The 12,437-nt window shown below is 68.9% G+C and carries 9 protein-coding genes; 6 read left to right on the top strand and 3 right to left on the bottom strand.

All coding sequences use genetic code 11. The annotated features are described in order from the left end of the window. Positions 1 to 21: 21 nt before the first annotated feature. Genes LRH25_RS05065 through LRH25_RS05055 form a run of 3 tightly spaced genes read left to right on the top strand, consistent with a single transcriptional unit; the run spans position 22 to position 3,884 of the window. A complete protein-coding gene (locus LRH25_RS05065) occupies positions 22 to 981 on the top strand; it encodes an ABC transporter substrate-binding protein (protein ID WP_231010289.1) in 960 nt (319 codons plus the stop codon). Continuing rightward, positions 978 to 2,843, top strand: a complete 1,866-nt coding sequence (locus LRH25_RS05060) for a diguanylate cyclase domain-containing protein (protein WP_231010288.1) — start codon at positions 978 to 980, stop codon at positions 2,841 to 2,843. The genes LRH25_RS05065 and LRH25_RS05060 overlap by 4 nt, the downstream gene beginning before the upstream one ends. A 60-nt stretch (positions 2,844 to 2,903) precedes the next feature. Further along, positions 2,904 to 3,884, top strand: coding sequence for a potassium channel beta subunit family protein (locus LRH25_RS05055; protein WP_141291559.1), 981 nt, complete (start codon positions 2,904 to 2,906; stop codon positions 3,882 to 3,884). Positions 3,885 to 3,957: 73 nt separating this feature from the next. On the opposite strand, the gene murU is transcribed toward LRH25_RS05055, so the two are convergent. From murU to speD, 3 genes are all read right to left on the bottom strand, one after another. Next, positions 3,958 to 4,668, bottom strand: a complete 711-nt coding sequence (gene murU / locus LRH25_RS05050) for an N-acetylmuramate alpha-1-phosphate uridylyltransferase MurU (protein WP_310742409.1) — start codon at positions 4,666 to 4,668, stop codon at positions 3,958 to 3,960. Continuing rightward, positions 4,665 to 6,059 (bottom strand): glycoside hydrolase, encoded by a 1,395-nt coding sequence (locus LRH25_RS05045; RefSeq protein ID WP_141289121.1) that lies wholly within the window; start codon positions 6,057 to 6,059, stop codon positions 4,665 to 4,667. The genes murU and LRH25_RS05045 overlap by 4 nt, the downstream gene beginning before the upstream one ends. Before the next feature lie 117 nt (positions 6,060 to 6,176). After that, positions 6,177 to 6,560 carry an adenosylmethionine decarboxylase gene (gene speD / locus LRH25_RS05040; RefSeq protein ID WP_141289119.1) on the bottom strand — a complete coding sequence of 128 codons (384 nt, stop codon included), beginning with the start codon at positions 6,558 to 6,560 and terminating at the stop codon, positions 6,177 to 6,179. Positions 6,561 to 6,743: 183 nt separating this feature from the next. On the opposite strand from speD, the gene tkt reads away from it, so the two are divergent. From tkt to LRH25_RS05025, 3 genes are all read left to right on the top strand, one after another. Next, the gene (gene tkt / locus LRH25_RS05035; protein WP_141289117.1) at positions 6,744 to 8,804 is read left to right on the top strand and encodes a transketolase; all 2,061 of its coding nucleotides are present in this window, start codon (positions 6,744 to 6,746) and stop codon (positions 8,802 to 8,804) included. 91 nt (positions 8,805 to 8,895) lie between these two features. Further along, positions 8,896 to 9,894, top strand: coding sequence for a type I glyceraldehyde-3-phosphate dehydrogenase (gap, locus tag LRH25_RS05030; RefSeq protein ID WP_141289115.1), 999 nt, complete (start codon positions 8,896 to 8,898; stop codon positions 9,892 to 9,894). A gap of 247 nt (positions 9,895 to 10,141) precedes the next feature. Next, complete coding sequence (locus LRH25_RS05025; protein ID WP_231010286.1) at positions 10,142 to 12,427, top strand: S8 family peptidase; 2,286 nt, start codon at positions 10,142 to 10,144, stop codon at positions 12,425 to 12,427. Positions 12,428 to 12,437: the final 10 nt, after the last annotated feature.

The raw sequence follows: 12,437 nt of genomic DNA, 5'->3' as shown, positions 1-12,437 counted from the left end.
GCCGCTGGCAGGCAGCTTCGGGTGCTGGCATGGCCTGGCTACGCCGAACCGGAAGTGGTCGCAGCCTTCGAGCAGCGCAGCGGCGCCAGGGTCGAGGTGAGCGTGGTCGATTCCGATACCGTGCTGTGGCAGCGCCTGACCCACAACCACGCGCAGGACTTCGACGTCTTTGCCGCCAACACTGCCGAGCTGCAGCGCTACATCCGCCAGGAACTGGTGTTGCCGCTGGACACCAACGCGCTGCCCAACCGCCGCCGCCAGTTGCCGCGCTTTCGCGACGCCGCTTCGCTGCCCGGGCTGGTGCAGGGCGGCCGGCTCTACGGCGTGCCCTATGCCTATGCCGAGATGGGCCTGATCTATGACCGGGTGCGCGTGCTGGACCCGCCCAGCTCCATCACCGCGCTGTGGGACGAGCGCTACCAGGGCAGGGTGCTGGCCTACAACGACGGCTCGCACAACTTCTCGCTGGCCGCGCAGGCGCTGGGCCTGAAGACCCCGTTCCACCTCAGCGAGGCGCAGTGGCCCAGGGCGGTGGACAGGCTGATCGCGCTGCGCCGCAACGTGGCCGGGTTCTACACCCAGCCCGAGGAGTCCGTGGCCATGTTCAAGCGCCGCCAGGCCTGGCTGATGTTCGCCAATTACGGCAGCCAGCAGCTGCAGCTGGTGCGGCAGGCCGGGCTGGACGTGGGCTACGTCATTCCGAAGGAAGGCGCACTGGCCTGGCTGGATTGCTGGGCCGTGACCCGTGGCGCACGCGACCCGGCGCTGGCCCATGCCTGGATCGACCACCTGCTGGAGCCCGAACCGTCGCGCCTGCTGATGACGCGCCAGGGCCTGGGCTGCACCGTGCAGGCCTCGCCGGTGGAGCGGCCGGGCGACAAGCTGCTTTGGCTGGAGCCCGTGGAAAACGAGGAGCGCCGCAATGCCTTGTGGGCGCGCATCGTCTCGGGCGACCGGGCGTCCCGGGTGCTCGCCCCATGACGGCAGACCCGTCACCGCAAAGCGAGACGGCGGCGCTGGCGTCGCCCGCGGTGCTGCAGCCGCCGGGTCTGCCATCGGGGCTCGGCGCGGCCGCGTCGCCACCGTCCGCCACCGCGCCGCCACGGCGATCGCGCCTGCGGCTGGGCATCGCCGGCCGGCTGGCGCTGGTGCTCGCGCTGGTGGGGCTCTGCGCCGCGGGCCTGACCGGGTTCTACGCCTACCAGGCCAGCCGCAACCTGCAGGTGGTCTCGGCGCGCAACGAACTGCTCACGTCCACCCAGGTGCTGGCGCGCCGCATCACGCAGACGCGCGAAGAAATCACGCGCAACCTGCAGGTTCTGGTCAACCACCCGGCCACGCTGACCGTGCTGCAGCGCGGCGACGCGGCCGATGCCGACCGCCTGGCCTCGCTGTTCGGCGGCGTGATGACGGCCAACCCGTCCTACCTGCAGCTGCGGCTCATTTCCGCCAGCGAGCATGGGCTGGAGCGGGTGCGCATGGACCGCCGCGGCGCATCGCCCGTTCGCGTGCTGGGCGATGCGCTGCAGGAGAAGGGCCATTACGCCTACGTCGCCGAAACCCTGCAGATGCCGGCCGGCGCGACCTACCTGTCGCGCATCACCATCAACCACGAGAGCGGCACCGCGGCCGGCTTCGACCAGCCGGCGCTGCAGCAGGCCATGCCGGTGATCGATGCGGCCGGCAAGGCGATTGGCGTGGTCGTCGTCAACGTGGACCTGAACAGCATGTTCGCGCTGCTGGCAGCCGACCTGCCCGAGGCCTTCGCGCTGTACCTGGCCAATGGCGGCGGCGACATCCTGATCCATCCCGACAGCAGCAAGACCTTCGGCTTCGACCGCGGCCGCCGCGTGCTGCTGCAGGACGAGTTTGCAGCCACCGCGCCGGTGGTCAACGGGCGCAGCGAGCATGTGGTGTTCGATGTCGATGGCGACGCCGAGCCCGGCGGCCCGCCGCAGGCCGGTCTGGTCGCGGCCTTTGTCGCGCTGCCGCTGGAGTCCCCGGCCAACGAGAACCGGCTGGTGCTGGGCCTGGCCCAGCCGCTGGCGCAGGTGCTGGCCCAGTCGCAGCCGCTGGGCCAGGCCATCACCCGCATCGTGCTGGGGCTGGGGCTGGTGTCATTGCTGGTGGCTGCGGCGCTGGCGCAGGCGCTGACCCGGCCGATCAATGCCGTGTCGGAGGCCGCGCGGCGTTTCGCGGCCGGCGAGACGCCGGGCGACCTGCCGCTGCGCCGCAATGACGAGATCGGTTCGCTGGCGCGCCGTTTCCAGCAGATGCAGGTGCAGATCACGCGCCAGCTGGCCGACCTGACGACCAAGCAGCAGGAACTGGAGCACCTGTCGCACCACGACATGCTGACCGGCCTGCCGAACCGCCGGCTGTTCCAGGACCGGCTGGCGCACGCGTTGGCCCAGGCCAGGCGCAATGGCGAAGCGGTCTGCCTGCTGTTCATCGACCTGAACAACTTCAAGCAGGTCAACGACCAGCACGGCCACGATGCCGGCGACGTGGTGCTGCAAATCATCGCCCAGCGGCTGCACGCCGCGATGCGCCAGGCCGACACCGTGGCCCGCCTGGGCGGCGACGAGTTCGTCGTGCTGCTGGACACCTCGGCCCACCCGCTGCACGTGGCCCTGATCGCAGAGAAGCTGCTCGACGAGATCCGCCTGCCGGTGCCGCACGGCTGCAAGCAGCTGCAGGTCGACGCCAGCATCGGCATCGCCCGCTACCCGCATGACGGCGAAACCGCCAGCGACATCATGGCCAATGCCGACCGCGCGATGTATGCCACCAAGACCGCTGGCGAGGGCGGCTACCGGTTTTTCTCGGTGCCACTGGAGTGAACAAGGTTGGCGCGGCTGGATAAGCTGCGCAGCTCATTCCAAATCCATCAGGAGATCCTCATGCGTTATCGCCGCCTGGGCCGCGCCGGCCTGCAAGTCAGCGAGCTGTCGCTGGGTTCGTGGGTCACGTACCACAACCAGGTCAATGTCAATGCCGCCGTCGAGATGATGGCCGCGGCCTTTGATGCCGGCGTCAACTTCTTCGACAACGCCGAGGCCTATGCCGCCGGCGAGAGCGAAACCGTGATGGGGCAGGCGCTGAAGAAGCTGGGCTGGAACCGGCTGGACTATGTCGTCTCGACCAAGTTCTTCTGGGGCCTGCCGGGCCAGCATGGGCCGGTGAACCGCAAGAACACGCTGAACCGCAAGTACCTGATGCAGGCCATCGACGGCTCGCTGCAGCGCTTCGGCCTGGCGCACCTGGACCTCGTCTACTGCCACCGGCCGGACCCGAACACGCCGATCGAGGAGACCGTGCACGCGATGAGCGACATGATCACCCAGGGCAAAGCGCTGTACTGGGGCACCAGCGAGTGGAGCGCGGCCGAGATCCGCGCCGCCTGGGACATTGCCGAGCGCCATCACCTGCACAAGCCGGTGGTCGAGCAGCCGCAGTACCACCTGTTCCACCGCCGCAAGGTGGAGCATGAGTACGCCCGGCTCTACGACGACATCGGCCTGGGCCTGACGACCTGGAGCCCGCTGGCTTCGGGCCTGCTCACCGGCAAGTACAGCGCCGGCGTACCGGCCGATTCGCGCGGCGCGCTGCAGGACATGGGTTTCCTGCGTGAGGGCCTGACCGATGCCGCCAAGAACGCCGCGGTGCAGCAGCTCGCGCCGATTGCCGCCGAGCTCGGGGGCACCACCGCGCAACTGGCCATCGCCTGGGCGACGAAAAATCCGCACGTCAGCTCGGTGATCACCGGCGCGTCCAAGGTCTCGCAGCTGCAGAGCAACCTGGGTGCGCTGGCGATTGCCGACAAGCTGACGCCTGAGGTGATGGCGCGCATCGAGGAAATCACCGGCAAGCTGGCGGACTGAGCGTGACTGGGGCACCCGGTCTCGCGGGTACGCAAGACCACCTGCCGGGCGGCCCGGTGCCGGCCGCGCAAACTCAGCGGTTCAGCGCGTCCAGCCGCTCGATCGTGCCAACATCGGTCCACGGCCCCGGCCACAACCGGGCGCCGACGCGGCCGTCTGCGATGGCGGCGTCCAGCTTGGGTCGCAGCGCCAGCCTGGTGCCGGGCGGGATGTCGGTGAACATGGCTGGCCGGAACAGGCCGACGCTGGCCCAGGTGTGGCGCTCCGGCGCATCGGCCACTGCCAGGCCTTCGGGGCTGATGCCGAAGTCGCCGCGCGGATGGTGCGGCGCGTTGGGCACCAGCCAGAGCTGGGCGGACAGCGCGCTGGCGGCGAAGGCCGCCGCATCGGCCGCGTCGAACGGAAAGCCGGGCAGGAACACGTCCCCGGAGACGACCCAGAAGGGCTCGTTGCCCTGCGGCGCCAGCAGCGGCAAGGCCTTGGCAATGCCGCCGGCGGTCTCCAGCGCGCCGCCGTGGTCACGGCCTTCCATCGAATAGTGCAGCCTGAGGCCCCAGCGGCTGCCGTCGCCCAGGGCGGCCGGGAACTGGTCCTCCAGCCAGGCGGTGTTGATGGCCACCTCGCGCACGCCGGCCGCGGCCAGCGCTGCCAGGTGCCATTCGATCAGCGGCTTGCCGCGCACCAGCAGCAGCGGCTTGGGGGTGGCATCGGTCAGGGGCCGCATGCGTTCACCTCGGCCGGCGGCGAGGATCAGGGCGCGGGGCGCGCTTGCCGTCGAACTCACTGCAGCACCACGAGCACCGCGCTGCCCGGCCCGATGCCGGCCTTGACGGTGCAGTCGCTGACCTCGGGTGCCTTCACCGCGCCGCCGCCTTCACCACCGGTCCGCCAGACCTGCGTCTGCGCGATCTTGCCGCAGTGGCCGCTGCCGCCCTGCAGGCGGGCATTGAGCTGGTGGGGTTCGTCGCTGCTGTTGCTGATCATCAGGTAGCTGTTTTGCGGGGTCTGGAATGCGGTGGCCACCAGGCCGGCGGGCATTCGGCCTTGCACCGCGGCGATCTTCGCCCCTGCCGGCAGCGGCGCGACGATGGTCTGCAGCGCCTGCGCCACCGGCCGGCGCTGGCCGTCTTCGCTGAGCAGGCCGTGGCCTTGCGTGCCCCAGTTGAAGTCCTTCAGCTGCCAGTAGATCAGCGCGCTGGCGCCATTGTTCAGCAGCAGCCCGGCCTGCGCGATGGCGCTCAGGCCGTAGGCCGGCTCGGTGACCGCGAAGCTGCGCGCGCCGACCTTGGCCTTGCCGTCCTGCGCGCCGAATTCGGTGATGACGATGGGCCCGAAATGGCCGCGGCCCAGGAAGCTGGCCATGCCGGGCTGGCGCGGGTCGCTGAGCAACTCGGGGTTCTCGTAGACGTGGGCCGAGATGTAGCCCAGGTCGTCGGTCGCCTTGGCCTGCTGCAGCGCGCCGATGTAGTGGTCGAACTGCTTCAGGTTCACGCCCGGCCCGGCGATCTTGACCTCGCCCAGGCCGTTCTGCTGCATCGCGGCCCTGGCCGCCTGCACCAGGCGTGCATAGTCCTCGCGGGTGTAGAGCGTGCTCCAGGCGCCGTGCGGTTCGTTGGTCAGCTCCACCGCGTCGGCCGTGATGCCCAGGCCGCGCAGGTAGACCATTTGCGCGGTGACCAGGTTGGCGTAGTCCGCCACCCGCGCCGGGTCCGCAAAGGTCGAGCGGTCCTTGGAGCCGCTCTTGCGCTGTGTGTCGTAACGGGCCCAGGGCTCGGGCATGCGCCAGAAGATCAGGTGGATCTGGATGCCCAGCTGCTTCATCTGCTCGCCGAAACGCGTCAGTCGCTGGCGCTGCTGTTCGCTGTCGTTGGCCTTGATCAGCGTCAGCGCATCCTGCACCGACATGCCGGGGCGCAGCTGATTCAGCAGGATCTTCGGTGCCAGGCCCACCCGCACGTAGCGCGCATGCAGGTCGCGCAGCATCTGCGTGCTTTGCTCGGGCTTGTTGTCGTTCAGCCAGACCTGCGCGCCAAAGCCGAGGTAGGGGTGGGACTGGCCGAAGTCGAAGCTGGCCTCGGCCTGGGCGGCCAGGGCCGCGCTGCCTTGCACGGCGAACAGGCCGCTCAAGGCCAGCGGCAGCAGCTGGCGGAAGGCGGTACGGGGCGAAAGCGTCATGGCAACTCCTGAAGCGCAATTGGGAAGCCGGCGCCTGACTGCTGCGCCACCATCCGCCAGTCTAGGCGGCCAACAGGCCCGCGCGTGTCGGACGACGGCGCACTTGCGCCTTGTGCGTCAGCGGGCGTCGCCTCGGTGCAGGCGTTGCAGCGCCTGCTGCGCCGGCTGGAACACCACGATCAACGCCGCCATCAAGGCCTCGGCGCGGGCGCTGTTGTCCTGCCCGAGGTTGCAGACGTAGACGTCCAGCGTCACCGCGCCGAGTTCGGGCCAGGTGTGCACCGCGAGGTGGGATTCGGCCAGCAGCACCACGCCGGTGACACCAGGCGGTGCCGTGCTTTCCGGCAGTGGCGTGAAGCGGTGGAACAGCTCGCCGACCGGCTGCAGACCGGCCGCCAGCACCGCGGCGCGGCAATGCGCGCGCAGGGTGTCGGGATCGGTCATCGCGGCTGCGCTGGCGGGGCAGCCGCGCAGGTCGGCGGTCAGGTGCAGGCCGTGCATGGGGTCGGGATTATCCGGCCCCGCTAAAATCCACCGCTGCACGGCTCGGCGCTCCCGACAGATCCGGGAGTCCAGCGCGTCGTTTACAGGCCCATCAGCGCGCTCACCAAGGCGCCAGGCGGCCCGCCGCTGATACCGGCGCTCCTCGCATTTTCCCGGCCCTTCCCCCGACACGGACCCAGCATGCCCCTCGACACCTCCCCCGTCAGCGCCCGTACCGAGCACCCCCAGATGGCCAACGCGATCCGCGCGCTGGCGATGGACGCGGTGCAGCAGGCCAATTCCGGCCACCCCGGCGCGCCGATGGGCATGGCCGAGATGGCCCAGGCCCTGTGGGGCCGCCACCTGAAGCACAACCCGAAGGCGCCGAAGTGGGCCGACCGCGACCGCTTCGTGCTGTCCAACGGCCACGGCTCGATGCTGCTGTACGCGCTGCTGAACCTGACCGGCTACGCGCTGTCCATCGAAGAGCTGAAGAACTTCCGCCAGCTGCACAGCCTGACCCCGGGCCACCCGGAAGTCGACGTGACGCCAGGCGTGGAAACCACCACCGGCCCGCTGGGCCAGGGCATCACCAACGCGGTGGGCATGGCGCTGGCCGAGAAGCTGCTGGCGGCCGAGTTCAACAAGGACGAGCTGAAAATCGTCGACCACCACACCTATGTCTTCATGGGTGATGGCTGCCTGATGGAAGGCATCAGCCATGAAGCCGTGGCCTTGGCCGGCGCCTGGAAGCTGAACAAGCTGGTCGCGCTGTACGACGACAACGGCATCTCGATCGACGGCCCGGTCGCGCCCTGGTTCATCGACAACACCGCCCAGCGCTTCAAGGCCTGCGGCTGGAACGTCGTCGGCCCGGTGGACGGCCATGACGTCGGCGCGGTCGACAAGGCGATTGCCACTGCCAAGGCCAGCAGCGACAAGCCCACGCTGGTCATCTGCAAGACCGCCATCGGCAAGGGCTCGCCCAACCGCGCCGGCACCGCCAAGGCCCACGGCGAACCGCTGGGCGGCGACGAGATCAAGCTGACCCGCGAAGCGCTGGGTTGGCCCCACGAGCCCTTCAGCGTGCCCGAAGACGTGCGCGCCGCCTGGGACGCCACCGAAACCGGTGCTGCTGCCAACGCCGTCTGGGATGCGCGTTTCGCGGCCTACGCCACCGCCTACCCCGAAGCCGCGGCAGAGTTCACCCGCCGCATGGCCGGCGAGCTGCCGGAGAACTTCGCCGAGACCGCGGTCGACGCCGTCGCCTCCGCCCACGACAAGGCCGAAACCGTGGCCAGCCGCAAGGCCAGCCAGATCGCGCTGGAATTCTTCACCGCCGCATTGCCTGAACTGCTGGGCGGCTCGGCCGACCTGACCGGCTCCAACCTCACCAACACCAAGAGCACGCCCGCGCTGCGCTTTGGCAAGGACGGCCAGCCGGCGCGCAACGAAGCCGGCCAGCTGGGCCGCCACATCAACTACGGCGTGCGTGAGTTCGGCATGGCCGCGATCATGAACGGCGTGGCGCTGCACGGTGGCTACATCCCCTACGGCGGCACCTTCCTGACCTTCAGCGACTACAGCCGCAACGCCATCCGCATGGCCGCGCTGATGAAGCTGCGCGTGGTGCACGTGTTCACCCACGACTCCATCGGCCTGGGCGAAGACGGCCCGACGCATCAGTCGGTCGAACACGCCGCCAGCCTGCGCCTGATCCCCAACCTGGACGTCTGGCGCCCGGCCGACACGATGGAAACCGCCGTCGCCTGGACCATGGCGCTGGCCAACAAGCACCGCCCGAGCGCGCTGCTGCTGTCGCGCCAGAACCTGCAGTACACGCAGAAGGTCGACGCCGACGTCATCACCCAGGGCGCCTATGTGCTGTCCGAGCCGTCAGACATCGGCATGAAGAAGGCCGCCCAGGCCGTCATCATCGCCACCGGCTCCGAAGTGCAGCTGGCGATGGCCGCGCAGGCCGAGCTGGCCAAGGCCAAGATCGCGGTGCGTGTGGTCTCGATGCCGTCCACCACCGTCTTCGACCGCCAGCCCATGGCCTACAAGCTCTCGGTGCTGCCGGCCAAGCTGCCGCGCATCGCCGTCGAAGCCGGCGTGACCGACGGATGGTGGAAATACGGCTGCGCCGCGGTTGTCGGCCTGGACCGCTTCGGCGAATCCGCCCCGGCCGGCGTGCTGTTCAAGCTGTTCGGCTTCACCGCCGACAACCTTGCGCTGACGGTGCGCAAGGTGCTGGGCAAGTGACACCGGCAGCATCCCCTGCCCGAGCCGGCAGGGGTGGGCTGCCCATTGCGTTCACGTTCACTTCTTCACAACTCAGATCAAGAGGCATCTCATGACCATCAAGGTAGGTATCAACGGCTTCGGCCGCATCGGCCGCATGGTGTTCCGCGCTGCGGTGCAGAACTTCGCCAGTGACATCGAAATCGTTGCCATCAACGATCTGCTCGAACCCGACTATCTGGCCTACATGCTGAAGCACGACAGCGTGCACGGCCGCTTCAAGGGCGAGGTCGCGGTCGACGGCAACACGCTGATCGTCAACGGCAAGAAGATCCGCCTGACTGCGGTGAAGAACCCGGCCGAACTGAAGTGGGACGAGGTCGGTGCCGACGTCATCATCGAATCCACCGGCCTGTTCCTGACCAAGGAAACCGCCGAGGCACACCTGAAGGCCGGCGCGAAGAAGGTCATCCTGTCGGCACCTTCGAAGGACGACACGCCGATGTTCGTCTACGGCGTCAACGACAAGACCTACGCCGGCCAGGCCATCATCTCGAACGCCTCGTGCACGACGAACTGCCTGGCGCCGGTCGCCAAGGTGCTGAACGATAGCTTCGGCATCAAGCGCGGCCTGATGACCACGGTGCATGCCACCACCGCCACGCAGAAGACCGTGGACGGCCCGTCGAACAAGGACTGGCGCGGTGGCCGCGGCATCCTGGAAAACATCATTCCTTCCAGCACTGGCGCTGCCAAGGCCGTGGGCGTGGTGATCCCCGAGCTGAACAAGAAGCTGACCGGCATGTCCTTCCGCGTGCCGACCTCGGACGTCTCGGTGATCGACCTGACCGTCGAGCTGGTCAAGGAAGCCAGCTACGAAGACATCTGCAACGCGATGAAGGCCGCGTCGCAAGGCGCGATGAAGGGCGTGCTCGGCTACACCGAGGACAAGGTCGTCTCGACCGACTTCCGCGGCGAGCCGATGACCTCGGTCTTCGATGCCGACGCCGGCATTGCGCTGGACAAGACCTTCGTCAAGGTCGTGGCCTGGTACGACAACGAATGGGGCTACTCGAACAAGTGCCTCGAAATGGTCCGCGTGGTGGCTTGAGCACCCGGCTTCGCGAATACGCGAAGCCACCCGCCGGGCGGGTAGCGGGGCCGCTTGGGAGCGGCCCGGCGCTGGCCCCGCGGTCCGCCTTGCGTCGATGATGTCGGCTGTAAGTCAAAAAGCCCCTTGCGAGGGGTTTTTTTGTGGGCGCCGTAGACGCAATCAGCAACGAGTCGTTTACTTCGAAACGTCTAGACTTCACCCTCTTTTGCCGCGGCACGCTGCTGCCCTTTGCCGGATGACTGCCATGAACCACACGGGTTGGACGAACTGGACACACAAGGCCTGGCTGGCCTGCTCCGCGGCGGTGCTGCTGGCGGCGGTGGCGACGCTGCCGGCCCGCGCGGCCGAGCAGGGTGTGCCGCGCGGCGTCGGCGCGGCAGCGCTGGCCGACACCGGCCGGGTGATCGTCAAGTTCAAGAGCGGCGCCAGCGTGCTGGCGCGCAGCGGCATCCTGTCGGCCAGCGCGACGGCCAAGGCCGGCCCGCAGGCCGCGTCCACGCTGGCCACTCGCCTTGGCATTGCCTCGCTCGCTGACGGCAGGGTCATGAGCGAGCGCATGCAGATCATGACCTCGAGCGCGCTGGGCAGCGCTGCGCTGGCGGCCAGGCTGGCGGCGGATTCGGAGGTCGAATGGGCCGTGGTGGACGGTCGCCGCAGCGCGCTGGCTGCACCGAACGACCCGCTGTACCCCAGCGGCCTGCCGGCCAACGTCAATTCTCTGGCCGCCGGGCAGTGGTACCTGCACGCGCCGGACAGCAGCGTCAAATCCGCGGTCAACGCCGAAAACGCCTGGGCGCTCACGCAGGGCAGCAGCAGCGTGGTCGTGGCCGTGCTGGACACCGGGGTGCGCCCGGACCACCCGGACTTTGCCGGCAAGCTGCTGAGCGGCTACGACTTCGTCAGCGACGCGGCCACGGGCAATGACGGCGACGGCCGCGACAGCGACCCCAGCGACCCTGGCGACTGGATCACCTCGGCGGAAGACGCTTCCGGCACCTTCAAGGGCTGCGGCGCCGAAACCAGCTCCTGGCACGGCACGCAGACGGCCGGCCTGATCGGCGCAGCGACCAACAATTCGACCGGCATGGCCGGCATGGCGCCGAACGTGCTGCTGTTGCCGCTGCGCGTGCTGGGCAAGTGTGGCGGCTATGACTCCGACATCATCGACGCGATGCGCTGGGCAGCAGGCATCTCGGTCAGCGGTGTGGCGGACAACACGCACCCTGCCAAGGTGATCAACATGAGCCTCGGCAGCTCCGGCAGTTGCACGGCCGCCTATGAGGACGCGATTGCTGACGTCACTGCAAAGGGCGCGACCATCGTGGTCGCTGCCGGCAACGACGGCCTCGCCGTCGGCACGCCAGCCAACTGCGCGGGCGTGATCGCCGTCGCCGGCCTGCGACACGCCGGCACCAAGTCCGGCTTCTCGGACCTGGGACCGGAAGTCTCCATCGCGGCGCCCGCTGGCAACTGCGTCAACGCGTCCGGCGCCTGCCTGTATTCGATGCTGAGCACGACCAATTCGGGTACCCAGGGGCCGGGCACCAACACCTATTCGGACGCGTACAACTACGCGCTTGGCACCAGCTTCTCGGCACCGCTGGTGGCCGGCACTGCGGCCTTGATGGTGTCCATCAACCCCAGCCTGACGCCGGCAGCCATCCGCTCGCTGATCCGCAGTTCGGCCCGGACTTTCCCGACGGCCACTGAAAGCGGCGTGGCAGCCTGCACCCAGCCGACCTCGACCGAGCAGACCGAGTGCGCCTGCACGACCGGCACTTGCGGCGCTGGCATGCTGGACGCAGGCGCCGCCGTGCTGGCCGCCCAGAACGCGAGTTCGCGCCCTGTGCCAGTGGTGCTCCCATCCGAGGTCTCGGCAGCGATGGGCTCGACCGTGACACTGACGGCCAACGGGACGTTGGTGCCTGCTGGCCGTTCGATTGCCAGCTATCTGTGGCAAGTTACCGATGGGTCGGCCAGCATCGCTTCGGCGACCGGTCGCGCCCGGGCCCAGGCCACCACCTCGACCAATGCCAGCGTGACGCTGACGGCATTGGACGAAGGTGAAACCACCGTCCAGCTGACCGTGACCGACAGCTCGGGCGCTTCCGCTTCGGCGGCGCAGACCCTGGCGGTGTCGGCCGTGGCGCCCACGGCGGCGATTGCCGCGGACATCAGCAGCCCCGAGGTGGGTGACGCGGTGACGCTGAACGGAGTCGGCTCGACAGCCGCCGGCAACGCGACCATCGTGTCATATGCCTGGTCGCTGGTCGGTGGTTCGACCATCGCCACACTGCAGGGCAGCACCGGCCTCCAGGTGGACCTGCAGGGCAATGCGGTGGGTTCTGCCACGGTGCAGCTGACGGTGACGGACAGCAATGGCCTCACAGGCACCACCACCCGCACAGTGACCTTTGCCAAGGCCAGCTCGTCGGGTGGCGGCGGTGGCGGCGCTGCCGGCTCGCCGATCTGGGCAGCGCTGCTGCTGCTGATCGGCCTGGGCCTGCCGCGCCGCCGCACCCGCGGCTGAACTCACGAAA

Source organism: Ideonella azotifigens (assembly GCF_021043325.1).
GTDB classification, from domain to species: domain Bacteria; phylum Pseudomonadota; class Gammaproteobacteria; order Burkholderiales; family Burkholderiaceae_C; genus Ideonella; species Ideonella azotifigens.
Note: the sequence above shows the minus strand (reverse complement) of the source record. Positions and strands in the feature narration are given on the sequence as shown.

Excerpts from the sequence above, each read along its gene's own strand:
- LRH25_RS05060 (WP_231010288.1), top strand. The coding sequence starts at position 978 with ATGACGGCAGACCCGTCACCGCAAAGCGAGACGGCGGCGCTGGCGTCG.
- LRH25_RS05055 (WP_141291559.1), top strand. The coding sequence starts at position 2,904 with ATGCGTTATCGCCGCCTGGGCCGCGCCGGCCTGCAAGTCAGCGAGCTG.
- LRH25_RS05045 (WP_141289121.1), bottom strand. The coding sequence starts at position 6,059 with ATGACGCTTTCGCCCCGTACCGCCTTCCGCCAGCTGCTGCCGCTGGCC.
- speD (WP_141289119.1), bottom strand. The coding sequence starts at position 6,560 with ATGCACGGCCTGCACCTGACCGCCGACCTGCGCGGCTGCCCCGCCAGC.
- tkt (WP_141289117.1), top strand. The coding sequence starts at position 6,744 with ATGCCCCTCGACACCTCCCCCGTCAGCGCCCGTACCGAGCACCCCCAG.
- gap (WP_141289115.1), top strand. The coding sequence starts at position 8,896 with ATGACCATCAAGGTAGGTATCAACGGCTTCGGCCGCATCGGCCGCATG.
- LRH25_RS05025 (WP_231010286.1), top strand. The coding sequence starts at position 10,142 with ATGAACCACACGGGTTGGACGAACTGGACACACAAGGCCTGGCTGGCC.